Source organism: Achromobacter sp. NFACC18-2 (genome assembly GCF_900108985.1).
Classification (GTDB): Bacteria; Pseudomonadota; Gammaproteobacteria; order Burkholderiales; family Burkholderiaceae_B; genus Achromobacter.
On the sequence record NZ_FNYM01000016.1, the window covers coordinates 149,738 to 173,432 of the forward strand.

Sequence of the window (23,695 nt, forward strand, 5' to 3'; positions counted from 1 at the left end):
AGTCGTGAAAGAGGTCATTCCGACCCCGGGGCGTCGAAACGAAGACCAGGATTCGAAGACTGGGATTTGCCCAATCGAAATTCTTGTTCGTTCTGCCGCCTCGTTCACGTTGCCCCGCGAATTGCCGCGTTGGTGGGCTTGATCAGCGTGTGGTAACGTTTTGCGTCCTTTTTTCGCCGTCGCCGCCAAACTATGTCTGCCTACGTCAAGCCCAGATGGTTACGGGACACGCTAAGGTTTCTTCCCCTTAAAAGCCAATTCGTTCTGTCCGGGAATGTGCGCGATCTGCAGGCTTGCGAGGTGGCGCCGGGACTGGTGACTGCGCAACCGCTGGTCAACGCGCTGGCCGACAATCTACGCGACGCCGGTTATGCCCAACTCGTCGTCTGGAATCCCGTGACGGGGTTTACGGTGCCCGATAGTGCGCAGGCGCCGGCTGAGCCCGCGGACGAGACCTTGCGCCGATTGGGCCTGACTCCTTTGGATGGGGCGGCGCCGGGCGGCATTGATGCGCTTACCGCTTGTCTGGAGCGGGTAGTTGCCTTGACCGGCATGCCGGTAGCATTGATCGTCGATTTCGCATCGCGCCTGGCCATCCGCAGCGAAACACTGAGCGCTGCGGAACATGCCTTGTTCACCCGGGCTCTGGTGCTGGCGCATAGCGCCGCCGCGCGCCCGGCAGGCGATTCGCGCAAGCCCTTCTTCAATACGGTGATCTGGGTCGTCGACAAAGAAGGCGATCTGCCCGACTGGCTGTTGATTGAAAATCCGCGCATTCGGCACGTTCCGGTATCCAAGCCGGACAGCGCCGCGCGGCGCGCGTTGGCGGGCGCTTTGCTGCGGGGCGTTCCCGGGGGCAGGGATGCGATGCCCGAAGCGTTGGCCGAGGCCGAATCGGCTTTCGTGGACGGTTCCGAAGGCTTGCTGCTGGCCGATATGAACGCGATCGCCACGCTGGCACGCGTTGAAGAGGTGCCGATCGAGCATATCGCGGATGCGGTGCGGCGCTATAAGGTCGGCGTAACCGAAGATCCGTGGCTGCGGATCGATCGCGACAAAATCCGCAATGCCGAGGCGTTTATCCGCCGTCGCGTCAAAGGCCAGGCGCATGCGGTGACCCACATGCTTGATCTTGTCAAGCGTGCCATGACTGGCGTCGGCACGCAGCGCAAGGGCAACCGGCCGCGCGGCGTCGCCTTTCTGGCCGGGCCGACGGGCGTGGGAAAAACCGAACTCGCCAAGACGGTCACCAGCCTCTTGTTTGGCGACGAAAGCGCCTACATCCGCTTTGACATGTCGGAGTTCAGCGCTGAACACGCGGACCAGCGCCTGATCGGCGCGCCGCCTGGCTACGTTGGCTATGACGTGGGCGGCGAGCTGACGAATGCGATTCGTGAGCGGCCGTTCAGCGTCGTGCTGTTCGATGAAATCGAGAAGGCGCACCCGCGCATCCTCGACAAGTTTCTGCAGATTCTCGACGACGGCGTGCTGACTTCCGGGCGGGGCGATCGGGTGTATTTCTCCGAGGCGCTGATCGTTTTCACGTCCAACCTGGGCATCTATCGCCAGGACGAGACCGGCCAGCGGGTGGCCAATGTCCATCCGGCCGATAGCTTCGAGGATATCCAGAAGAACGTGCTGGGCGAGATCCAGCAACATTTCAAGCTGGTGCTCAACCGCCCTGAAATTCTGAACCGCATCGGCGAGAACATCATCGTGTTCGACTTCATCCGCAATGAGGTTGCGATCGAGATATTCGAGCAGATGGTGCGCGCCATGCTGGCGGACATTGCCGCGTTGGGCATCACCGTGGAAATCACGGACGTTTCCAGGACTGCGCTGCAGTTGCGCTGCATCGGCGACCTGTCCAACGGCGGCCGCGGCATCCGCAACCAGCTTGAGGCGCATTTGCTCAATCCGCTGGCGCGGTGTTTATTCGATCAGGACGCGCAGCCTGGCGATCGATTTACGATCTCGGGCATCGATGCGGGAGCCTTCCATCTGGAAAAATACGGCCCATGAATATCCGGATCTCGCGCCTGCATTTTCCCGTGACCACACTGGGACCTGGGCGCCGAATCGGAATCTGGTTTCAGGGCTGTTCCATCCGCTGTCCGGGTTGCATTTCGATGGACACCTGGTCGCCGGCAGGCGGGGAAACTCAGGTTGATGTGGTATTGGAGCAACTGCGGGCCTGGGCGCCGGAGGCAGACGGTTTCACGATATCGGGCGGAGAACCTTTCGATCAGCCAGAGGCGCTGCTCGCGCTCTTGCGCGGCGTGCGGCGGCTGTCGGCGGGCGACGTGCTGGTCTATAGCGGCCACGCCTACGAGCAACTGGCCGATGTGCTGGTCACCGCCGACGGCCTGATCGACGGCTTGATTTCCGACCCCTTCGATATGGCCGCGTCACAGACGCTGGCGCTGCGAGGCAGCGACAACCAGCGCTTGCATTGCCTCACGCCGCTGGGCAGGCAGCGATTTTCCGCGTTGCCTCGCCCCGCCAAGGCGCTTGACGTGATGTTCGACGGCGATGGCAGCGTGTGGTTCGCGGGCATCCCTTCGCGCGGCGATTTCCAGCGATTGCGCGAGCTATTGGCCGATCAGGGCCATCACGTCCAGACCAGCGCCGCTAAGGCGCGAGACAGAAAAGACAGGAATCAGCAGTCATGATGCGCTATTGCCCGAACTGCCACACCGAGCGATCGGTGGAAGAGTTCTTCTGCGCCGGCACGATCCACGGAGTGGAGTGCAACTGGGATTTGTCGCAGGTGCCGATACGCGCGGAAGGATGGCGACCGCACGAAGTCAAAACCATCGAGGCCAGGAAGGAAGACCATGCGCCGCAGTCGCTGGCATGCGTCAATGGCCACCCCATGAGCGAAGGCGACCTGATGTGCCTGGAGTGTGGCGGGGATGTCGCCGATGCAGTGGCCTTGGGCAGCGAGGCAGCGGCGGAACCCGACGAGACCCGGATCGATGGCTGGCGGCTGGTGCGGCAGATATCCAGCACCGATGGGGTGCGCGAACGCTATCTCGCGCAGCAGCAGGACACGGACCACCAGGCGGTGTTGACGCTTTACCGTCCGGGCGCGGAGCCGGATCCTGCTGTCTACGATGTGCTTCGCCGCCTGGCGAAACGCCATGTGCCGGAAATCATCGCGACCGGCCGCTGGGACGGCCGCGCGTATGAGGTCGCCGAGGAAATGAGCGGCGGCACGCTGGCCGATCTTGGCATCGCCATGCTAGATGCCGCCGCCGTCCGTCATGTTGTCGACGAACTTGGGCAGGCGTTGCATGCGTTCTCCGAGGTAGGACTGCGACATCGCGATCTGCGGCCGGCGACCTTGCTGGTGCGCAGCCGCGATCCGCTGGACCTGGTCATCAGCGGCTTCGGCTCGGCTCGCTTGTCGGAGTTTGACCTGGACATCGTGTCGCCGCTGGAAACGACGCGCTATATGGCGCCCGAGGCAATCGCTGGCGGTGTTGCTCCGGCATCCGATTGGTGGAGCCTGGGCATGATCCTGCTGGAACAACTGACTCATGGTCGCTGCTTTGAAGGCGTCAATCCGCATGCCTTCCTGATCCACGTACTGGCCAACGGGGTCGCGCTGCCGGATGATATGGACCCCTCGCTGCATCTGCTGTTGCGCGGTCTGCTCGCCCGCGACCGGCACCAGCGATGGCAATGGTCCCAGGTCAAAGCCTGGCTGGACGGCGAACCGGTGGCGGCGCCTTCGGCAAGCCAGATAGAGGCCGATGCCGAGGAGGGTGCCACCATCGCACTGGGTTCGCGGCAATTCCGCCGGCCGGCGGTGTTCGCGCTGGCCGCGGCGGAGAGCGAAAACTGGGAAGAGGCTCGCGACCATTTCAACCGTGGTGTGGTGCTGACCTGGGCGGAGCAAGCGGGCGCCAGCGCCCGGACGCTGGCGGGATTGCGCCAGGCCATGCAGCTCGACGGGGTTGACGACGACGGCCGCCTGATGATCGCGCTGAAGCTCTTGAATCCGGACATGCCGCTGATTCTGCGTGGCGACATCGTCACGCCGGGCTGGCTGCTGCAGCATCCCCTGGAGGGCTATGACCTGGTGACCGGCCCGATACCGGATTATCTGGAAAAGCTGGATACCGAAAGTTGGATCTCCCGGCTGCGCGCCCGCGCGGAACAGGTGCGGCAACGCGCAAGAAATCTGGACATCGCACTCGATGAGGACATGGTGCGGGTGGCGCTGCTGTCGACCTCGCGCGCCTCGTTGGCGGCGCAATGGGAAGCACGCAGACTGTTGCTGCCGGATGCCGACCACGCGGGCTTGCTGTCCCTGTCAGAGCGGCGATCCCTGAGCGAAGAAGACCTGATCGTCTTGCTGAGCGCGGCGATTTCGCAGTTTCGCTCGGTGGAAGAGATTCTCGATCAGGCGGCCGAGGTGGCGCAACGCGAAAGCATTCTGCTGTTTGAGCGCGAAGCGGCGCGTCCCGCGCTGGCGCTGTCCCGTCCCGATCTGTTCCGCGCCGTCGACGAGCGGATCGCGGGATTTGCGCGAACGGGCAACAAGACGCTTGACGACTGGGCGGACCAGTTCCGTATCGAGCGCCGCCTGCCCCTGCATCAGGCGCTTGTTCTGCTGTCGGTACCGCCGGAGCAATGGCTTGAGCCCCAAAAACAGCAATACGTGGTTCAGGTACTCGATTTTTTCGAGAAGAAGGTGGCGACCACGGTCATGCGCGGGCCTTTGGTGCGGATGAGCATCGGCAAGACGACAGGCCGTATCGATCTGAGCGAGCTGAACGGCGAGCGCAGTCGCAGCGGCGCCTTGCTCGATCATCTGGTGGCGCGCAATGCGCAGCCGGTGCCGGTCGATCCCGCCGTGTTGAGCGCGGCGCCGATGCTGGAGTACCGCCTGCACACGCTGCACCGGCAGACCTCGCTTTACAAGCGCGATACCGGAATAGACGGCTTGTATGTGGGTTTTCCTTTCCTGCTGCATAAAGAGCATCGCAGTTCCATCCGTCCGCGGATTGCCCCGATTTTGCTATGGCCGATCAAGCTGCTGATGGAACTGGGAACGCGCGGACAGGTGTCCCTGGCGTTTGACGGCGAGCGCGAAGAAATTCGCCTGAATCCGGCGCTGGAAGGCCTGCTGGGTCGGGAGGCGGTCAAGGCCTGGCGCGCGGCGGCCGGCGACGTGTTGGGGCGGTCGGCGTTGAAGGCAAGCGATGTCGTCGATGCGTTCGGCCTGCTGGCCGACGTGGAGGGCCGGCAACTCCGCGCGTTGCCGCCGCTCGCCATCGATATGCCTGCCGGCAGCGCTCGAATCGTCAGCGCGGCGGTTTTGTTCCATGTGGATTTCGCAGGGCAGGCCATTGGCGAAGACTTGCGACAGCTCAAGCAGTTGTCGCCATCTGGCACCGCGCTCGAATCCATGCTGCGGCTCAAGGATAAATCGGCCTACGAAGCGTCTTCGGCGGCGTCCGCCGAGATTGACCGCTACCTGACGGTGGCGAGCGATCCTTCGCAGGAAGCGGCGATTCTGCAAGCGCGACAGGAACCGGGCCTGCTTGTCGAAGGCCCGCCGGGCACTGGCAAGAGTCAGACCATCGTCAATATGGTCGCCGACGCGATCGGGCGCGGTCAGAGCCTTCTGATCATCTGTCAGAAGCATGCTGCGCTGGAAGTGGTGCACAAGCGCCTGGTCGCGGAGGGCCTGGGCGACCGCGTCGTGATGGTCAACGATGTGAACAAGGACAGAGAGCCGACGATACGCGCCGTGCGCGAGCAGTTGGAGGCCATACTCCGCGGAACATCGTTCGATCATGGTTGGATTCGCCAACGCGAACGCGTAGCAGCCCGGATCGAAGCTTTGGAGGGCGAGCTTGACCGGCAGCACATGGCGCTGCATCAGGTCGACGCGTTGACGGGTTTGAGCTTCCGAAGCCTGCTCGGCGAGCTGATCCATCTGGAGGCTGGCACGCCGCCCGTCAGTGTGCCGCAGCTGCGCAGCAGGCTCGCGGCGTTGGATATCTCGGCGCTGACGACGCTGGAAGAGCAGTGCGCACCGCTCGCACGGTATTGGCTGCCGGCGAAGTTCGAGGGCAGCGCCCTGGCGCTGCTTCTGCCATTTGCGACCGACGCAGCCACGCTGGAGGGCTTTAATGCGTTGTTCGCCAGATTCTGCGAGGCAGAGCGCGTTCGCGTCGAAACGCTGGTCGCACATCCCGCACGCTTCGACATCGACGACCCCGCGCCCTATCGGGCCTGGCTGGACGTCAATGCAAGCCGTCTCGTCGCCCTGGACGAGACGCAGCGCAAGCATCTGGCGCAATGGCTGCCCTTGTTCCGGCCTGCCGGCAATCCGGACGCCGAGGGGCAGCGCCTGTATGCGGCCTTAGGCGAGTTGCACCGCGAACTGCTGGCGCTTGCGAACGCCGATCACGACGCGGTGTTGTCGCCTGCCGTCGTGCGGCTGAACGATCAGGAACTGGATCGACTGGAGGCCAAGGTCGCGCTGGCGACGCGCCCGTCCAGTTTCTGGTCCCGCCTGAACCCGCTAGGCTACCTGCGTCGTGGCAACCTGATGGCCTTTATCAAGTCAGCCGGGGCGGCCCAGGGCGATGAAGCCCTGCTCAAGCTCCTGGCTGCCTGCCGGCTGGAGCAGAGCGCGCGGCCGCTGCGCGCGAAGCTGAACCGGATCAGCCGCGAGCTTGGCCTGGCGGAGGTGGTCGCATCTGAAGTGCTCGGCCTGGCCGACGCTTGCCTCGCGCGTTTGCGCCAGGTTGAGGAGATTCGAGAGCTTGCAGAGCATCTCGCGGTTGCGCCGCGCGGCGACGAGTTCGAATCAGCGGTCATGACTGGCGACGTCGGACCGGTCGAGCAACTGCTCGACGGCTTCGAGGCGGCTTTTGTACGGCATAACGTCCGCCTGCACAGCCTGGAAGCCTTGGCGCCGCTGGAAGAATCGTTGTCCCCTGAGTTGGTGGCGGCCTGCCGCAAGGCCATCGCGCAGAATGTCAGCTACCAGGCGCCCTTGAACCGCATCGGCGACGCTTTGCCCACGCTCGCGGCCTATCAGCAATTCCGGACCCGGGCGCGCCACCTCAGCGCCGAGGCGCTGGAGGTTTTCGCGATCATGCGTGGCTGCGAGGCGGCGTTAACTGCACTGCCGCCGGGCGATCTGGACGCTGCGGTGCGACGCGTGATCAATCGTGAAGCCAGGCTGGGCTGGAAGCGCCGCATGGAGCAGGACAATCCGGAGTTGCTGCTCGACCAGGCGGAAACCACGTCCAAGATTCGGTCCCTGGCCGAGGCTGATCAGAAGATGCGCGAGCTCAACCGCGAAGTGCTGCGAAACGGAATAGACCGTTCTCGGCTCGGATCTGCACGGGCCTGGGACGACATAACGCGCCTGACAGGCCGCCGTTCGCGGCGCCTGCGCGAATTCATTGAACTGGGCTCGGGGCTGGGCCTGATGGCGATTCGGCCTGTCTGGCTCATGAATCCTGATGTGGCCAGCCGCGTGCTGCCACTGAAGCCTGGCCTGTTCGATACCGTCGTCTATGACGAAGCCTCGCAAATGCCGGTGGAATATGCCATTCCGACGTTGTTCCGTGGCGGCTTGTCGATTGTCAGCGGGGACGAGAAGCAGATGCCGCCGACGGCGTTCTTTTCGAGCCGGGCGGAAAGTGATGAGGCCGAGGTCTATGACGGCGGGCTGCCGGATGAAGCCGCGACCGAGGACGAACGTGAGCGATTCGAAGACACGTGGAACCGGCGTGAAATCAAGGACTGCCCGGATTTGCTGCAACTGGCGCGCAGCGCCTTGCCAGTTTCGACTTTGCAGATCCACTATCGCTCGGCCTATCGTGAATTGATAAGCTTTTCAAACGTGGCCTTCTACGACAACACATTGAGCGTTCCCGTGCGTCATCCCGATTCCACGGTGCGCGAAGTCCAACCGCTGGAGTTGATTCAGGTGGACGGCCTGTATGAACAGCAGACCAACAGCGCGGAGGCGGACCGCGTGGTCGATTACCTGGCCGGCGTCTGGCAGTTGCAGGCCGGGCAGCGTCCCTCGCTGGGCGTGGTCACCTTCAATCGCAAGCAGGCCGATCTCATTCAGGAGCGTTTGGAACAGCGCGCCGAAGAGGATGAGGCGTTTAGGAATGCCTATCGCGAAGAGCTGGAGCGGGTGGAACGCGGCGAGGACATGGCCGTCTTCGTGAAGAACGTCGAGAATGTTCAGGGAGACGAGCGTGACGTAATCGTGTTCTCGACGACCTTTGGGCGCAATGGCCAAGGCACCTTCCGGCGCCTCTTCGGTGTTCTGGGGCAGAAGGGGGGCGAGCGGCGCCTGAACGTGGCGGTTACGCGCGCGCGTCAGAAAGTGGTGCTGGTCTCATCAATGCCGATACGCGAGATCTCCGACATGCTGACCACACAACGCCGGCCGAGTATGCCGCGCGACTATCTGCAGAGCTATATGGAGTACGCCCGCGCCATGTCGAACGGCGAGCTTGCCGCGGGGCGCGCATTGATGGGGAGGCTGAGCAGCGAGCGGGCGCACGCCAGGTTACGTCAAGTCGACGCCGCAGATGGCTTCGTGGCCGATGTACTTGCGTATCTGACTACGCTGGGTGTTTCGGCGGTGCCGGCTCAGGAAGGCGATGCCTTCGGCCTGGATTTCGCCATCGCCGATCCGGAAACCGGCCTGTATGCGATCGGCATCGAATGCGATGCGCCGCGGCATCCTCTATTGATGCGCGCCAGGGCCCGGGAGATCTGGCGCCCTTCAGTGCTGGGTCGTGCGATCCCGAAACTGCACCGCGTTTCTTCGCAGGCTTGGTATCAGGAGCCCGAGGCTGAGAGGGCGCGTTTGAAGGAAGCGGTGGAACTTGCCATGGGACAGGAGGTGGCGGCATGAGCGGTCCGAAGGTGGTGGTGCTGGTCACGCGGGAGCAGATGCGGGCGACGGCCGACGGCCTGTTGAAGCGGCTTGACCAGGCCATTGCATCCTGGGCAGCCGAGGGGCAGCGCTGCGGCATGTTATCGGATGAGGAGATTGCCGCGACCCGGCGGCGCGGCGTGTCGCTCGCGGCCCTGATGGAAACCGACGATCTGGTGCGGTTGCTGGAGCAAGTACCGGACGAGATCGCTTTCCTGAAAGCCGACGTTGCCAAGCGGCAGCAGGCGGCGGCCGATAAGGCGGAACAGGCGGCCAGGCGCGAACGCCACTCGCGCCATGGTGCGGCGACGGCGCTGCGCGCGCTGAAAACGAAAGGCACCGCGATTCCGGCCGAATTGGGCGAATCGCTCGAGGCGATGCGCGCTGGCCGTACGCAGGACAATGCCGAGACTGTGCTGGCCCAGGCCTTTAGCCTGTTGGCGCCCGCCGCTCCCACGGCGCTCAGCGCGGCGCAGGAAGCACTGGCCGAAGGTTTGCGGTCGTTCTCCGATACCACCATGGATGTCCAGGCGTGGAAGGCGGCCAACGCGGCGCTGGACCGCGATCCGGTCATTACAAGGTTGGACCGGCACATCGGCGAAGCCGCCGTCCACTTGGGGCAGGCCGAGGCTGCCGAGTTCTCTGCCAGGCTGCTGGCGCTGGACCAGGAGGCCAATGGGGCGCGCGGAAGGCTCTTGATGGACAGCCTGACGCTGGACTTGGCCGGCGCGATCGAGACGGCTTGTAAGCGGCGCGCAGCGCGCGAGGCGCTGCAAGAGCTGGGTGCGGAGCTAGGCGCCTATTCAGATGCCGACGCGGCAGCCTTTGCCGAGCGAGCCAGTCAGCTAGGCGCAGACGCGTCGATCACTGTCATGGAGACCTTGGTCGAATCGGGGCAGGCTCTGGTCGCGCAGGCGCAACAGCAACACGCGGCCGAGGCCCGGCGCCGCGCAGTCCTGGGCGGCTTGGCGAAACTCGGCTATGAGGTTCACGATGGCATGGAAACCGCATGGGCCAATGATGGCCGTGTGGTGATCAAGAAGCCGTCGGTGCCCGGCTACGGTGTTGAGGTGGGGGGGCAGGCCGCTCGTATGCAGGTCCGGGTGGTGACGACCGATCCCCACCGAGACGTGTCGCGCGATAGCGAAGTCGAATCCATGTGGTGCGGCGAGTTCGGTCAGTTGCAGGATCTGCTGGCAAGCCGGGGCGATGAGTTGCTGATCGAGCGCGCGCTGGGCGTCGGTGCGGTGCCGCTCAAGCTGGTGTCCGGTGCACAGCAGACCGAACACGGGACAACGCAAATCCGCAGCCTGAAATAGGCGCGCTTCTCGGCGCGATAGACAAAAAAAAAGCCGAAAACTCGACGTTTTCGGCTTTTTTTAGTCATTTATGAACGACAGGCGCGTTCACAGACAAAAATTCTGGAGCGGGAGACGAGTCTCGAACTCGCGACCTCAACCTTGGCAAGGTTGCGCTCTACCAACTGAGCTACTCCCGCATTGGTTCCGTAAACTGCTCAGAACCGCATTTCTTATTCACTCTGATCAACTTGGTTATCGATCAGAAGGCGCGCAGTCTAGCACGATTTTTTGAGCTTGTCCTGAGCTTGATTTAAAGCCTGTCTTGCCGGCTTTGGTTCGGGTCAAGCACTCAATCAAGTAAACTGAGCGAAGACCGCAACTATAGCACACCTCGTAGCATCCATGTCAAATTCCTTCGGGGGGCTCACGCCCGAATCTGTCGCGTCCGAGTCCTTGTCCCCGGCCGTGCAGGACCTCACCGGGCTGAATACGCTGGGGCTGGCATCCCGGGCCGACGCCTTCGTCACGCTGCGCGACCCCGCGCAACTGCCCGCCCTGTCGGCGCTGGCAAGCCAGGCGCGCTCGCTGCTGGTGCTGGGCGGCGGCAGCAATCTGGTGTTGCCCGAACGCGTGCCGGGTCTGGTTGCGCGCGTCGCGTTCCAGGGCGTGCGTCTGTTGGAGGCCGGACCGCAAGCGTGGCTTGTGGAAGCCGCGGGCGGGGAGAGCTGGCACGGCTTTGTGTCGGCATGCGTGGCGCAGGGATGGGATGGCCTGGAAAACCTGGCTTTGATTCCTGGCACCGTGGGCGCCGCGCCCGTGCAGAACATCGGCGCCTACGGCGTCGAACTGCAGGAGCGCTTTCACAGTCTGACGGCCTGGGATGTGCGCGAAGGGCGCTACGTCGACATGCAGGCGGACGACTGCCGTTTCGCTTATCGGGACAGCGCGTTCAAGCATGACGAGCCCGGCCGCTGGATCATCGTGCGTGTGCGTTTTTCCCTGCCGCGGCCGTGGCGTCCCGTGCTGGCGTATCCCGACCTGCAGCGCCACGCGCGGCTGTCGGGCGCGGCGCCCAGCGCCCGCGATGTGTTCGAGGCGGTCTGCGACATCCGTCGGACCAAGCTGCCGGACCCGGCAGTCACCGGCAACGCGGGCAGCTTCTTCAAGAATCCCATCGTCCCGGCCGCGCAACGCGATGCGCTAGCGGGGCGTTTTCCGGGTCTGGTGTCGTACGCGCAGCCAGACGGCCGCTATAAGCTGGCGGCGGGCTGGCTGATCGACCAGTGCGGCTGGAAGGGCCGGGCGTTGGGCGCGGCGGGCGTGCATGACCGCCAGGCGCTGGTGCTGGTCAATCGTGGCGGCGCCACCGCTGTCGACATCATGGGCCTGGCGCGCGCCGTGCAGGATGCCGTGGCCGAGCGCTACGGCGTGAAACTGGAACCAGAACCCGTGGTGGTCTGATCCGCCGGCCCAAAAAAACAGGACCCCGCGGGGTCCTGTTTTTTTGGCGCCAGGACTCAGAGTCCCAGCACGGATTGCATGTCGTAGAGCCCGTTGTGCTTGCCGTCGAGAAAGCGCGCCGCGCGCAGCGCGCCTTCCGCGTAGGTCGCGCGGCTGGACGACTTGTGCGTGATCTCGATGCGCTCGCCGATGCCGCAGAACGAGACGGTGTGGTCGCCGACGATATCGCCGCCGCGCAGTACCGAAAAGCCGATGGTGCCGGGCTTGCGCACGCCGGTGTCGCCATGGCGGCTCCAGGTGGCCACGTCAGGCAGCGCGACTTCCCATGCGGACGCGATGGTTTCACCCATCTTCAGCGCGGTGCCCGAAGGCGCATCCACCTTGTTGCGGTGGTGGGCTTCGAAGACTTCGACGTCGTAGCCCGAGTTCAGGATGCGGGCCGCCATGTCCAGCAGCTTGAGCGTGGCGTTGACGCCCACGCTCATGTTCGGGGCGAACACGATGGCCGTTTTCTGGGCGGCCACTTCGATCGCGGCGCGGCCGTTGTCGTCAAAGCCGGTGGTGCCGATGACGGCCTTCACGCCGTGCTTGACGCAGGCCTGCAGATGCTTGAGGGTGCCCTCGGGACGGGTGAAATCGATCAGGCAATCGGCGCCCGCCAGCGCATCCAGGTCGTCGGTGATGGCCACGCCCGTCTGCTTGCCCAGTGTGGCGCCGGCATCGCGCCCGACCGCGCTGGAGCCGGGGGTGCCCAGCGCGGCGGCCAGTTCCAGGCCGTCGGCCTTCAGGACGGCTTCGATCAACATCTGGCCCATGCGGCCGTTGGCGCCGGCAATAGCAATACGCATAAGAAATCCTTGGTGTCAGAGCAGCGGCTCGGGCGCATTGCCGGGCTGGCCGGGGTATTGGTTGATCGGACTGACGGGCGCATCGGCGTCCCGCTTTTGCTCGTCCTGCTCTTGCTTCATGCGGGCTTCGTCCTGGTCCAGGCGCAGGTCGGTCTTTTCGTCGGCGACGGCGTCCAGGGTGTTGATCTGGTAGGGCTGCAGGTCGGGCTGCTTGTCGCCTTCCCATCGCACGAGCCGGTCGTTTTCGAACCAGACGGTGAACTTGCGCTCCTGCGCGTCGCCGTAGCCGGGCTTGAAGTAGTACGGGTAGTCCCAGCGGTTGGCGTGCAGCACGCTGGTGAGCGTGGGACTGCCAAGGGCGAAGCGGACTTGCTCGCGGGTCATGCCGGGCTGAAGCAGCGCAACCTGCTCCTGCGTGATCCAGTTGCCCTGCTGGACGGGGGCCTTGTACGGGAAGCCCCATTTGGTCGAGGTGCAGCCGGCCAGGGCAACGGCCAGGGCGGCGATGGCCAAACTGGTCTTCAGCGTGCGGGAGGGAATACGTGCAAACATGGACACTACGCGCCCCTATTATTTGGAAGCAAGCAAAACCGTTATCATAAAGGTTTCATAAGGATAGTTCCGCGTGGCGGCATGAATTCGGCGAGCCGTCTTGCGGTGACCCCTGTCCTTGCCCATGCCAACGCGGACGGAGAGCGATTACACCATGAGCGACCAAAGCGAACTGAAAAACATGGGTTTGAAGGCGACTTTTCCTCGCCTGAAGATTCTTGATATTTTCCGCAAATCCGGTGAGCGTCACCTGAGCGCCGAAGACGTCTATCGCGCCCTGATCGGCGAAAACGTCGAAATCGGCCTGGCAACCGTTTACCGCGTGCTGACGCAGTTCGAGCAGGCCGGCATCCTGGCGCGCAGCCAGTTCGACAGCGGCAAGGCCGTTTTCGAGCTGAACGACGGCGACCACCATGATCACCTGATCTGCACCAACTGCGGCAAGGTCGTCGAATTCTCGGATCCCGAGATCGAAAAGCGCCAGCAGAAGATTGCCAAGGACAACGCCTTTGCGCTGGAAAGCCACGCAATGGTGCTGTATGGCATTTGCGGAAGCTGCCTGAAGGGTCGTTGAACCCGGATCGGCAAGCGGAAGGCCGGGCCCTTGGACCACGGCCCCGCCAAGCGCAAAAGCCCCTTCATAGAGAAGGGGCTTTTTGTTGTCCGCAGACAGGGGGGATCGGGCGCGCGCAGCTTCCTGGGCGGGCGCGGCTTAAGACGCCGCCTGTCCGAAACCTTCCAGCATTTCGCGCGCATGTTCGCGCGTGGTGGCGGTGAGCGTCATGCCGCCCAGCATCCGCGCGATCTCTTCGACGCGGGCGGACGGGTCCAGTTCTTCGATGCTGGAACGCGTGGTGCCGCGCGATTCGGTCTTGCTGACCAGGAACTGGTTGTTGGCGCACGCCGCGACCTGGGGCAGGTGGGTGACGCACAGCACCTGATGGCGCTCGCCCAGTTCGCGCAGCAGCTTGCCGACGGCTTCGGCGACCGCGCCGCCCACGCCGCTGTCGACTTCGTCGAAGATCAGCGTCGGGACGCGCGCCGCACGGCTGGCGATGACCGACAGCGCGAGCGAAATCCGCGACAGTTCGCCGCCTGACGCCACCTTGGCCAGCGGGCGCGGCGTGGTGCCGGCGTGGCCGGCCACCAGGAATTCAACCTGTTCGCTGCCATGCGCGGAAGGGGCGGACGGCGCAAGCGTGGGCTCGAAGCGGCCGCCCTGCATCGCCAGCGTCTGCATGGCCTGCGTGACCTGCTTGCCGAGGTCCTTGGCGATCTTGCGGCGCGCCGTGCTGAGCTTGGCGGCGGCCGTGTCGTACTGCGCCTGTGCCGCGGCCGCCTGGGCGCGCAGGGCGTCGATGTCCCCGGCGGCCTGCAGGGCGGCAAGTTCCGAATGCAGGGATTCGCGCAGGTCGCACAGCGCGTCGGGTTCGACGCGGAACTTGCGGGCGGTTTCGAAGACGAGTCCCAGCCGCGCTTCCACGTCGGCGAGCCGCTTCGGGTCCAGTTCGACGCGGCTGACGTAGTTGTTCAGGTCCGACACGGCTTCGCTGATGGCGATGCGGGCCGATTCAAGTTCGTCCTGGACGCCCTTCAGACCGGGATCGTGCCGCAGCATCTGCTGGATGCGCTGGTTGGCCGCCGTCAGGCGGTGATGGGCGGAGTCGCCTTCGCCATCGAGCGCTTCGAGGATCTGCGAAGCGCCGTCGAGCAGCGACTGCGAGTGGGAAAGCCGCGTGTGTTCGGATTGCAGGGCTTCCCATTCGTCCGGCCCGAGGTTCAGTTGGTCGAGTTCATCGACCTGCCATTGCAGGCGCTCGCGTTCGGAGGCCAGGCTCTCGGCGTCTTTTTCGGCGGATTCCAGTTGCCGCGCCAGGGCGCGCCATTGCTTCCAGGCCTGACCCACGGCGTGGCGAAGCTCGGCATGGCCGCCGTGGGCGTCCAGCAGGTCGCGTTGGGCGTCGGGTCGCATCAGGCTCTGGTGCGCGTGCTGTCCGTGGATGTCGACCAGGCTGTCGCCGAGTTCGCGCAATTGCGCGACGGTGGCGGGGGTGCCGTTGATATAGGCGCGGCTGCGGCCCTGCGCGTCGATGACGCGGCGCAGCGAGAGTTCTTCGTCGGCGTCGATTTCGCGCTCGGCCAGCCAGGCATGCAGCGCCTTGGGCGTGTCGAACACCGCGGTGATGTCGGCACGGGCCGCGCCTTCGCGCAGCATGCTGGCGTCGCCGCGTTCGCCCAGGGTGAGCGCCAGCGCATCCACCAGGATGGATTTGCCCGCGCCGGTTTCGCCGGAAAAGACGGTGAAGCCGGGACCGAAGTGGATCTCGGTCTGTTCGACGATGACGAAGTCTCGGATGTGCAGGGTGCGCAGCATGGGGGGCGCCAACTACTCTACGTTGTCGGAGGCTTCGGGCATCAGGTTCCAGTGCAGCTTGCGGCGCAGGGTGGAGAAGAAGCTGTAGCCTTCGGGATGCACGAAGCGGATGGTATAGGGCGCGCGCTGCACGACGATGCGGTCGCCCGGTTGCAGGTCGGACCAGGTCTGCATGTCGAAGTGCACGCTGGCGCCGACTTCGACGCGGCCCATGGCCGTGAGGGTCATGTTCAGCACGCCCGTGTCCGGGATGACGATGGGGCGGTTCGACAGTGTTTGCGGCGCCACCGGCACCAGCACCAGGGCGTTCATGCCGGGGTGCAGGATGGGCCCGTTGGCCGACAGCGCATAGGCGGTGGACCCGGTGGGGGTGGCGATGATCAGGCCGTCGGCGCGCTGCGTGTACATGAAGGCGCCGTCCAACTCGACCCGCACCTCAATCATGCCGCCGCGTCCCGCGCGATTCAGGACCACGTCGTTCAGGGCCGATGCGGAATACATTTTTTGGTCGCCGCGCCAGACGCTGCCTTCGAGCAGCATGCGGTCTTCGATCTGGAAGCTGCCTTCCAGCACGCGGGCCAGCGCGGCGTGCGCGTCCTGCAGGGCGATGTCAGTGATGAAGCCCAGCCGCCCGTGGTTGATGCCCACCAGCGGCATGCCGTAAGGCGCGAGGTGGCGGCTGGCGCCCAGCACCGTGCCGTCGCCGCCCATCACGACGGCGAGCGAGGCGGTCTTGCCGATTTCTTCGAGCGTGGCGATGGGGTATTCGGTCAGCCCGGTGTTGCGCGCCGTGTCCGCGTCGATCAGCACCTGCCGGCCCGCCTGCGTCAGCGCGTGCGCAAGCGCTCTCAGCGGTGTATCCAGGCCAGTGTCCTGGTATCTGCCGATCAGGGCGACGATAGGAAAATGCATGGCTGCGTCAAAAGTGAGAAGGGCGAAACCGGAAAGCCGAATCCAGCCCGAAATGAGCCGGTTAGCCGATTATATGGGGCCGTATATCGGGTTGCGGGACAAAAATCGCCTCAATTGGAAAAGATTCCCTAAAATAGCCGTTATGGATGACCGCGCACGCGCATTACTGAAAGCGTTGATAGAACGCTACATCGCCGATGGGCAGCCAGTCGGCTCGCGGACGCTATCTAAAGTCTTCGATTTGTCCCCGGCCACCATCCGCAACGTCATGGCGGACCTGGAAGAGCTGGGGCTGATCCATAGTCCGCACACCTCGGCCGGCCGCGTACCCACGCCGCGCGGCTACCGCATGTTCGTCGATTCGCTGCTGTCGGTGCAGTCGTACCAGCTGCAGCCGCACAACATGGGCGAAATGCTCTCGGCGGCCGAGCCCACCCGCGCCGTCAACGCGGCCGCGGCGCTGCTGTCGAACCTGACCCAGTTCGCGGGCGTGGTGCTCACGCCCAAGCGCGCGCAGGTCTTTCGCCAGATCGAATTCATCCGCCTGTCGGACAAGCGCGTCCTGCTCATCATCGTGACGCCTGACGGCGACGTCCAGAACCGCATTCTTTTCGTGCAGCGCGATTACTCCGAATCCGAGCTGCTCGAGGCCGGCAACTTCTTCAACATGCATTTCGCCGGCAAGTCCTTCAATGCCGTCCGGCAGACGCTGTCGACCGAACTGGCCCAATTGCGCGAAGACATCTCGCGCCTGATGCAGGCCGCCGTCGAAGCCAGCGCCGAAGCCGCCGAAGACGGCGATGCCGTGGTCATTTCGGGCGAACGCAAGCTGCTGGACGTGACCGACATCGCGTCCGACATGGACCGGTTGCGCAAGATGTTCTCGCTGTTCGAGAAAAAGACCGATCTGCTGCAGTTGCTGGACGTGTCCAGCCGGGCGCAGGGCGTGCAGATCTACATTGGCGGCGATTCGCAGCTTGTGCCCATGGAAGACGTCTCCGTCATCACCGCCCCATACGGCGTGGATGGCAAGGTGGTGGGCACCCTGGGCGTGATCGGCCCGACCCGCATGGCCTACGAACGCGTCATTCCCATCGTGGACATCACGGCGCGTTTGCTGTCCAACGCCCTCAGTCACAATCAGTAGTTCCATTCAAAGCTACATCCTCCTTGCGGAGGAACGGGAGTTTTTGTGTTTCTTCGCCTGTTCAAGTATCTCTGGCCTGAGCGCTACCTTCCTGAACCGCAGCAAGAAGACCCCTTCAACGAAGATCCGCCGCCGCGCGTGCCGGGCAAGGTCGGCGTGCTGCTAGTGAACCTGGGCACGCCGGACACCCCGACGGCCAAGGACATCCGCAAGTACCTCGGTGAATTTCTTTCCGATCCCCGCGTCATCGAGATCCCGCGCTACCTCTGGAAGCCCATCCTGCACGGCATCGTGCTGGTCCGCCGTCCCAAGCGGCTGGAGCCGCGCTACGCCGGCATCTGGATGCAGGAGGGCTCGCCCCTGATGGTCTACAGCAAGCGGCAGGCGGACGGCGTGCGCGCCGCTTTGCACGCCGCGGGCGTGGACGCCGTGGTCGAACTGGGCATGCGCTACGGCAATCCCTCCATCCCCGATGCCATCTCGAACCTGCGTAAGCAGGGCTGCGAAAGCATCCTCACCGTGCCGCTGTATCCGCAGTACGCCGCCAGCACCACCGCCACGGTGGTCGATGCGGTCACCCGCCATGCGGGCAGGCTGCGCGACCAGCCCGAGATGCGCTTCATCAAGCGCTTCCACGACGATCCGGCCTACCTGGATCCGCTGGCCGCGCGCATCGAGCGGTACTGGCTGGAGCACGGCAAGCCCCAGAAGCTGGTCATGAGTTTTCACGGGCTGCCGCGCTACTCGATCGAGCTTGGCGACCCCTACTACCGCGATTGTCTGGAGACGGCCCGGCTCCTGACGCAACGCCTGTCCCTGCCGCGCGACCAGATCGAAGTGACGTTCCAGAGCCGGTTCGGCACCGCCCGCTGGCTGGAGCCCTACACCGAGCCGACGCTCAAGGCGCTGGCCGCCTCGGGCGTCACCGAGGTCGATGTGGTGTGCCCGGGATTTGTGGCAGACTGTCTTGAAACCCTGGAAGAAATCAGCCTGGAATGCCGGGACGCCTTCCTCGAAGCCGGGGGCAGGCAGTTCCGTTACATTCCGGCCATCAACGACGACGAAGCCTGGATCGCGGGGCTGTCAGGGCTGGTGGCACGGCACTTGCAGGGGTGGGTACCAGGCACCACGGACTTGAAGGAGAAGGCGCATGCAGCATGATCCCAAGACTGGAAAGTCGACAAAAAAGGGGAGCGTTAGCACCCCGGTCGATGAAGACCACATCGAACACGAGCTGGACGAAGCCCTGGCCGACACCTTTCCGGCCAGCGACCCGGTCGCGATTCCCTCCAATCCGGATGCGGACGACAAGCGTGTCGACCGCGCATTGAAGGAAAGTTTTCCGGCCAGCGACCCCGTCGCGCCGGCGCAGCCCAGCAAGAAGTAAGCGGTTCGAGACCCAGGGCGGTCCGTTCGCGCGGCGCCCTGGCCGCCGCCCGTGAGGGAATTATTCACTTACCCGGGCTTGAAATAGGGGTATTGGCCCCCATTCATGTCTGCGAAAGCCATTCTTTTTGGAGGATTCCCCATGACGGCACCCCACGAGCCTGCTGAGCAGGCGCCCGAAGTCGGCCAGAGCGCCGACGCGGCACCCGCCGCCCAGGACGCTATGCAGGCCGAGCTGAACGAGTTGCGCGCCCAACTGGACGCCGCCCAGGCTACCGTCAACGAGCAGCACGACCAGCTTCTGCGTGTGCAGGCCGAAGCCGAGAACGTGCGCCGCCGCGCCCAGGAAGAAGTTTCCAAGGCGCGCAAGTTCGGCATCGAATCGTTCGCCGAAAGCCTGGTCCCGGTCAAGGACAGCCTGGAAGCCGCACTGGCCCAGCCTGACCAGACGGTCGACACGCTGCGCGAAGGCGTCGAAGTCACCCTCAAGCAGCTTGCCGCCGCCTTCGAGCGCAACCTGCTCAAGGAAATCGCGCCGGCGCAGGGCGACAAGTTCGATCCGCACCAGCACCAGGCCATTTCATCCATTCCCAACGAGCAGCCCGCCAACACGGTGGTGCAATTGCTGCAGAAGGGCTACGTGATTGCCGACCGTACCCTGCGCCCGGCGCTGGTGGTCGTGTCGGCCGGCCAGGGCTGATTGGTTTCTCCGCCATGACGGACTCCCGCTTCGATCCGGCACAGGTATTCCAGGTGTTCGGCATGCGTCATGTCGACACGGCCGGATTCGATGCGGCGGTCGTGCAGGCGCCTGGCTCGGACCTGCGCTGCGTGTTCCTGTGGGGGCAGGACTGCTACAACTGCAACCTGTTCAAGCAGGCCGCGCTGCTGCACCAGGAAACGCTGCTGGGCCTGGGCCTGACCTGGTTCGAGGCCGACGTCTATGCGGACGAACCGCTGGGCCGGCGCTTTTCGTTGCATGGCGTCCCCACTTTTGTGCTTTACCGGTCCGGGAAACGGCTGGGGCGCATCACCGGCTGGCCCGGATTGCCCCAGTTCACGGCGGCGATCCACCGCCTGCAGGAACCGGGCGCGGAAATTTCCCGCCCGGCGTCTTGAAAAACCCCTCGGGCAACCCCAGTTATGGGGGGACAAGCAGTTTTCCCCAAATTTTCATAGATTTAATAATCAAGGTAACCCACCATGAGCAAGATTATTGGCATTGACCTGGGAACGACCAACAGCTGCGTGGCTGTCATGGACGGCGGGCAGGTCAAGATCATCGAAAACGCGGAAGGCGCTCGCACCACTCCCTCCATCGTTGCCTACATGGATGACGGCGAGACCCTGGTCGGCGCGCCGGCCAAGCGCCAGGCCGTGACCAACCCGCGCAACACCCTGTATGCGGTGAAGCGCCTGATCGGCCGCAAGTTCGAAGAAAAGGCGGTGCAGAAGGACATCAACCTGATGCCCTACGCCATCGTCAAGGCCGACAACGGCGACGCCTGGGTGGAAGTGCGCGGCAAGAAGATGGCGCCTCCCCAAGTGTCGGCCGACGTGCTGCGCAAGATGAAGAAGACCGCCGAGGACTACCTGGGCGAAGAAGTGACCGAGGCCGTCATCACCGTGCCCGCCTACTTCAACGACAGCCAGCGCCAGGCCACCAAGGACGCCGGCCGCATCGCGGGCCTGGAAGTCAAGCGCATCATCAACGAACCCACCGCCGCGGCACTGGCGTTCGGCCTGGACAAGACCGAAAAGGGCGACCGCAAGATCGCCGTCTATGACCTGGGCGGCGGCACGTTCGATGTGTCCATCATCGAAATCGCCGACGTGGACGGTGAAAAGCAGTTCGAAGTGCTGTCGACCAACGGCGACACCTTCCTGGGCGGCGAAGACTTCGACCAGCGCATCATCGACTACATCATTGCCGAGTTCAAGAAGGAACAAGGCGTCGACCTGTCCAAGGACGTGCTGGCCCTGCAGCGCCTGAAGGAAGCTGCCGAAAAGGCCAAGATCGAGCTGTCCTCCGCGCAGCAGACCGAAATCAACCTGCCGTACATCACGGCGGATGCCTCCGGTCCCAAGCACCTGAACCTGAAGATCACGCGCGCCAAGCTGGAAGCGCTGGTCGAAGAACTGATCGAACGCACGATCGAGCCCTGCCGCGTCGCCATCAAGGACGCCGGTGTGAAGGTTTCCGACATCGACGACGTGATCCTGGTCGGCGGCATGACCCGCATGCCCAAGGTCCAGGAAAAGGTGAAGGAATTCTTCGGCAAGGATCCGCGCAAGGACGTGAACCCCGATGAAGCCGTCGCCGCTGGCGCCGCCATCCAGGGCTCCGTGCTGTCGGGCGACCGCAAGGACGTGCTGCTGCTGGACGTGACGCCGCTGTCGCTGGGTATCGAAACCCTGGGCGGCGTGATGACCAAGATGATCCAGAAGAACACCACGATCCCGACCCGGTTCTCGCAGACGTTCTCGACCGCCGACGACAACCAGCCGGCCGTGACCATCAAGGTGTTCCAGGGCGAACGCGAAATCGCCGCGGGCAACAAGGCCCTGGGCGAGTTCAACCTCGAAGGCATTCCGCCGTCGCCGCGCGGCATGCCGCAGATCGAAGTCACGTTCGACATCGACGCCAACGGCATCCTGCACGTGTCCGCCAAGGACAAGGGCACCGGCAAGGAAAACAAGATCACCATCAAGGCCAACTCGGGTCTGTCGGAAGACGAGATCCAGCGCATGGTCAAGGATGCCGAGGCCAACGCCGAGGAAGATCACCGCATTGCCGAACTGGCCCAGTCGCGCAACCAGGCCGATGCCTTGGTGCACGCCACCCGCAAGTCGCTGACCGAGTACGGCGACAAGCTCGAAGCGTCCGAGAAGGAAAGCATCGAAGCCGCGATCAAGGACCTGGAAGACACGCTGAAGGAAGGCGACAAGGCCGCGATCGACGCCAAGGTGGAAGCGCTGTCCACGGCATCGCAGAAGCTGGGCGAGAAGATGTACGCCGACATGCAGGCGCAACAGGCCGCTGGCCAGCAGCAGGCCGCCGACAACGCGAAGCCGGTGGACGACAACGTCGTCGACGCCGACTTCAAGGAAGTCAAGCGCGACCAATAATGGCCGGGCGCTGACCTGCCTCTGCCGCCCGGTAGCCGGAGAAATCCGTCTACCGGGCGAACTCATTCTGTAGCACTGAAAAGAAGGCTCGATTTTTGAGCCCACGGATCATGGCAAAACGCGACTATTACGACGTCCTGGGTGTGGCAAAGAATGCCTCGGACGACGATCTCAAGAAGGCCTATCGAAAGCTGGCCATGAAATACCATCCGGACCGCAATCCGGACAGCAAAGAAGCCGAAGAGAAGTTCAAGGAAGCCAAGGAAGCCTACGAGGTCCTGGGCGACGAACAAAAACGCGCCGCGTACGACCGCTACGGTCATGCGGGCGTGGACCCCAACGCCGCCGGCATGGGCGGCGCGGGCATGGGCGGCGGCTTCGCCGACGCCTTCGGCGACATCTTCGGCGAAATTTTCGGCGGCGGCGGCGGACGTCGCGGCGGCGGCCCGCAGGTCTACCGCGGCGCCGACCTCAAGTACGCGCTGGAAATCTCCCTGGAACAGGCCGCAGCCGGCTTCGACACCGAGATCCGCGTTCCCAGCTGGGAAAACTGCGACACCTGCCACGGTTCCGGCGCCAAGCCCGGCACCTCGCCCAAGACCTGCCGCACCTGCGGCGGTTCCGGCGCCGTGCGCATGCAGCAGGGCTTTTTCAGCGTCCAGCAGACCTGCCCCACCTGCCACGGCAACGGCAAGGAAATTACCGATCCGTGCCAGGCCTGCGACGGCGTCGGCCGCATCCGCCGCAACAAGACCCTGCAGGTCAAGATCCCGGCCGGTATCGACGACGGCATGCGCATCCGCTCCAGCGGCAACGGCGAACCCGGCATCAATGGCGGTCCTCCGGGCGACCTGTATGTGGAAATCCACATCAAGCAGCACAAGATCTTCCAGCGCGACGGCGACGATCTGCACTGCGAACTGACCATCCCGTTCACCACGGCGGCGCTGGGCGGCGAGCTCCAGGTCCCCACGCTGGGCGGCAAGGCCGAAATCTCCATCCCCGAAGGCACGCAATCCGGCAAGACCTTCCGCCTGCGCGGCAAGGGCATCCGCGGCGTGCGCGGCAGCTACCCGGGCGACCTGTACTGCCACGTCGTGGTCGAAACGCCGGTGCGCCTGAGCGACGACCAGAAGAACATCCTGCGCCAGTTCGAGGCCTCGCTGAACGACGGTGGCGACCGCCATTCGCCGCAGAGCAAATCCTGGACGGACCGCGTGAAGGAATTCTTCAGCTGATCGCGCTGCCGATCAGCGCAAAAAAGCCGCGACGTTTGTCGCGGCTTTTTTTTCGGGCAGTGACCCGTCCTGGAATTGGTTGACACCTTTTTGAGAGAAAAAGGGAGAGTCAATTGGAATCAAGGATCAAGCGCACCCAGCGGGACTACAGCCTGGCTTTTAAACTGTCCGTTGTCGAGCAGGTGGAAAAAGGCGAGCTGACGTACAAAGAGGCTCAGCGCCGCTATGGAATCCAAGGTCGGTCGACGGTGCTGGTGTGGCTGCGCAAGCATGGTCGGCCGGGACTAAGCGGCTGGAGCCTGCCGACGGTCAGAGGAGTGGACATGGATCGTCAAGGCAAAGTGCTTACCCCCGAGCAGCGGATCAAGGAACTGGAGATTCAGCTCAAGGAAGCCCGCGAGAAGGCGCAGTT

Annotated in this window: 18 protein-coding genes and 1 tRNA gene; 14 read left to right on the forward strand and 5 right to left on the reverse strand. The window is 64.2% G+C overall.

Annotated features, from left to right (window positions below):
* The first annotated feature begins 192 nt into the window (after window positions 1-192).
* From BMW75_RS22645 to BMW75_RS22660, 4 genes are read left to right on the forward strand one after another with little or no spacing between them, the layout of a single operon-like run.
* The gene (locus BMW75_RS22645) at window positions 193-2,022 is read left to right on the forward strand and encodes an AAA family ATPase (protein ID WP_092581958.1); all 1,830 of its coding nucleotides are present in this window, start codon (window positions 193-195) and stop codon (window positions 2,020-2,022) included.
* Window positions 2,019-2,672, forward strand: a complete 654-nt coding sequence (locus tag BMW75_RS22650; protein ID WP_092581959.1) for a 4Fe-4S single cluster domain-containing protein — start codon at window positions 2,019-2,021, stop codon at window positions 2,670-2,672. Before BMW75_RS22645 ends, BMW75_RS22650 begins: the two co-directional genes overlap by 4 nt.
* Entirely contained in the window at window positions 2,669-8,914 is a 6,246-nt protein-coding gene (locus BMW75_RS22655; protein ID WP_092581960.1) for an AAA domain-containing protein, read from the forward strand. Before BMW75_RS22650 ends, BMW75_RS22655 begins: the two co-directional genes overlap by 4 nt.
* Window positions 8,911-10,254, forward strand: a complete 1,344-nt coding sequence (locus BMW75_RS22660; RefSeq protein ID WP_092581961.1) for a hypothetical protein — start codon at window positions 8,911-8,913, stop codon at window positions 10,252-10,254. The genes BMW75_RS22655 and BMW75_RS22660 overlap by 4 nt, the downstream gene beginning before the upstream one ends.
* Before the next feature lie 103 nt (window positions 10,255-10,357).
* Here the strand turns inward: BMW75_RS22660 and BMW75_RS22665 are convergent.
* Window positions 10,358-10,433: transfer RNA gene (locus BMW75_RS22665), tRNA-Gly, on the reverse strand.
* A gap of 205 nt (window positions 10,434-10,638) precedes the next feature.
* On the opposite strand from BMW75_RS22665, the gene murB reads away from it, so the two are divergent.
* Entirely contained in the window at window positions 10,639-11,697 is a 1,059-nt protein-coding gene (gene murB / locus BMW75_RS22670; RefSeq protein ID WP_092581962.1) for a UDP-N-acetylmuramate dehydrogenase, read from the forward strand.
* Between the two features lie 56 nt (window positions 11,698-11,753).
* Here the strand turns inward: murB and dapB are convergent, their stop codons facing one another.
* Both dapB and BMW75_RS22680 read right to left on the reverse strand, forming a co-directional pair.
* Window positions 11,754-12,545, reverse strand: coding sequence for a 4-hydroxy-tetrahydrodipicolinate reductase (dapB, locus tag BMW75_RS22675; RefSeq protein ID WP_092581963.1), 792 nt, complete (start codon window positions 12,543-12,545; stop codon window positions 11,754-11,756).
* Between the two features lie 15 nt (window positions 12,546-12,560).
* Entirely contained in the window at window positions 12,561-13,097 is a 537-nt protein-coding gene (locus BMW75_RS22680) for an outer membrane protein assembly factor BamE (protein ID WP_092581964.1), read from the reverse strand.
* Window positions 13,098-13,251: 154 nt separating this feature from the next.
* Here BMW75_RS22680 and fur point away from each other — a divergent pair, with 154 nt between their 5' ends.
* Window positions 13,252-13,671 carry a ferric iron uptake transcriptional regulator gene (fur, locus tag BMW75_RS22685; RefSeq protein ID WP_056321269.1) on the forward strand — a complete coding sequence of 140 codons (420 nt, stop codon included), beginning with the start codon at window positions 13,252-13,254 and terminating at the stop codon, window positions 13,669-13,671.
* A 138-nt stretch (window positions 13,672-13,809) separates the two neighbouring features.
* On the opposite strand, the gene recN is transcribed toward fur, so the two are convergent.
* Window positions 13,810-15,471, reverse strand: coding sequence for a DNA repair protein RecN (gene recN, locus BMW75_RS22690; protein ID WP_092581965.1), 1,662 nt, complete (start codon window positions 15,469-15,471; stop codon window positions 13,810-13,812).
* Between the two features lie 12 nt (window positions 15,472-15,483).
* A complete protein-coding gene (locus BMW75_RS22695; RefSeq protein WP_076519078.1) occupies window positions 15,484-16,383 on the reverse strand; it encodes an NAD kinase in 900 nt (299 codons plus the stop codon).
* A gap of 142 nt (window positions 16,384-16,525) precedes the next feature.
* On the opposite strand from BMW75_RS22695, the gene hrcA reads away from it, so the two are divergent.
* From hrcA to BMW75_RS29765, 8 genes are all read left to right on the forward strand, one after another.
* Window positions 16,526-17,530 carry a heat-inducible transcriptional repressor HrcA gene (gene hrcA / locus BMW75_RS22700; protein WP_076519079.1) on the forward strand — a complete coding sequence of 335 codons (1,005 nt, stop codon included), beginning with the start codon at window positions 16,526-16,528 and terminating at the stop codon, window positions 17,528-17,530.
* A 45-nt stretch (window positions 17,531-17,575) separates the two neighbouring features.
* Complete coding sequence (gene hemH, locus BMW75_RS22705) at window positions 17,576-18,691, forward strand: ferrochelatase (RefSeq protein WP_092581966.1); 1,116 nt, start codon at window positions 17,576-17,578, stop codon at window positions 18,689-18,691.
* A complete protein-coding gene (locus tag BMW75_RS22710; protein WP_092581967.1) occupies window positions 18,681-18,917 on the forward strand; it encodes a hypothetical protein in 237 nt (78 codons plus the stop codon). The genes hemH and BMW75_RS22710 overlap by 11 nt, the downstream gene beginning before the upstream one ends.
* Before the next feature lie 141 nt (window positions 18,918-19,058).
* Window positions 19,059-19,616 carry a nucleotide exchange factor GrpE gene (gene grpE, locus BMW75_RS22715; protein WP_092581968.1) on the forward strand — a complete coding sequence of 186 codons (558 nt, stop codon included), beginning with the start codon at window positions 19,059-19,061 and terminating at the stop codon, window positions 19,614-19,616.
* Window positions 19,617-19,630: 14 nt separating this feature from the next.
* Window positions 19,631-20,035, forward strand: coding sequence for a thioredoxin family protein (locus BMW75_RS22720; protein WP_092581969.1), 405 nt, complete (start codon window positions 19,631-19,633; stop codon window positions 20,033-20,035).
* Between the two features lie 84 nt (window positions 20,036-20,119).
* Window positions 20,120-22,045, forward strand: coding sequence for a molecular chaperone DnaK (dnaK, locus tag BMW75_RS22725; protein WP_076519084.1), 1,926 nt, complete (start codon window positions 20,120-20,122; stop codon window positions 22,043-22,045).
* A 110-nt stretch (window positions 22,046-22,155) separates the two neighbouring features.
* Complete coding sequence (dnaJ, locus tag BMW75_RS22730) at window positions 22,156-23,283, forward strand: molecular chaperone DnaJ (protein WP_092581970.1); 1,128 nt, start codon at window positions 22,156-22,158, stop codon at window positions 23,281-23,283.
* 113 nt (window positions 23,284-23,396) lie between these two features.
* A partial coding sequence (locus BMW75_RS29765; protein WP_371467529.1) for a helix-turn-helix domain-containing protein occupies window positions 23,397-23,695 on the forward strand: 299 nt, incomplete at its 3' end.

Bases quoted from the DNA above. Each gene is read 5' to 3' on its own strand.
- BMW75_RS22645 (WP_092581958.1), top strand. From the start codon at position 193: ATGTCTGCCTACGTCAAGCCCAGATGGTTACGGGACACGCTAAGGTTT.
- BMW75_RS22650 (WP_092581959.1), top strand. From the start codon at position 2,019: ATGAATATCCGGATCTCGCGCCTGCATTTTCCCGTGACCACACTGGGA.
- BMW75_RS22655 (WP_092581960.1), top strand. From the start codon at position 2,669: ATGATGCGCTATTGCCCGAACTGCCACACCGAGCGATCGGTGGAAGAG.
- BMW75_RS22660 (WP_092581961.1), top strand. From the start codon at position 8,911: ATGAGCGGTCCGAAGGTGGTGGTGCTGGTCACGCGGGAGCAGATGCGG.
- murB (WP_092581962.1), top strand. From the start codon at position 10,639: ATGTCAAATTCCTTCGGGGGGCTCACGCCCGAATCTGTCGCGTCCGAG.
- dapB (WP_092581963.1), bottom strand. From the start codon at position 12,545: ATGCGTATTGCTATTGCCGGCGCCAACGGCCGCATGGGCCAGATGTTG.
- BMW75_RS22680 (WP_092581964.1), bottom strand. From the start codon at position 13,097: ATGTTTGCACGTATTCCCTCCCGCACGCTGAAGACCAGTTTGGCCATC.
- fur (WP_056321269.1), top strand. From the start codon at position 13,252: ATGAGCGACCAAAGCGAACTGAAAAACATGGGTTTGAAGGCGACTTTT.
- recN (WP_092581965.1), bottom strand. From the start codon at position 15,471: ATGCTGCGCACCCTGCACATCCGAGACTTCGTCATCGTCGAACAGACC.
- BMW75_RS22695 (WP_076519078.1), bottom strand. From the start codon at position 16,383: ATGCATTTTCCTATCGTCGCCCTGATCGGCAGATACCAGGACACTGGC.
- hrcA (WP_076519079.1), top strand. From the start codon at position 16,526: ATGGATGACCGCGCACGCGCATTACTGAAAGCGTTGATAGAACGCTAC.
- BMW75_RS22710 (WP_092581967.1), top strand. From the start codon at position 18,681: ATGCAGCATGATCCCAAGACTGGAAAGTCGACAAAAAAGGGGAGCGTT.
- grpE (WP_092581968.1), top strand. From the start codon at position 19,059: ATGACGGCACCCCACGAGCCTGCTGAGCAGGCGCCCGAAGTCGGCCAG.
- BMW75_RS22720 (WP_092581969.1), top strand. From the start codon at position 19,631: ATGACGGACTCCCGCTTCGATCCGGCACAGGTATTCCAGGTGTTCGGC.
- dnaK (WP_076519084.1), top strand. From the start codon at position 20,120: ATGAGCAAGATTATTGGCATTGACCTGGGAACGACCAACAGCTGCGTG.
- dnaJ (WP_092581970.1), top strand. From the start codon at position 22,156: ATGGCAAAACGCGACTATTACGACGTCCTGGGTGTGGCAAAGAATGCC.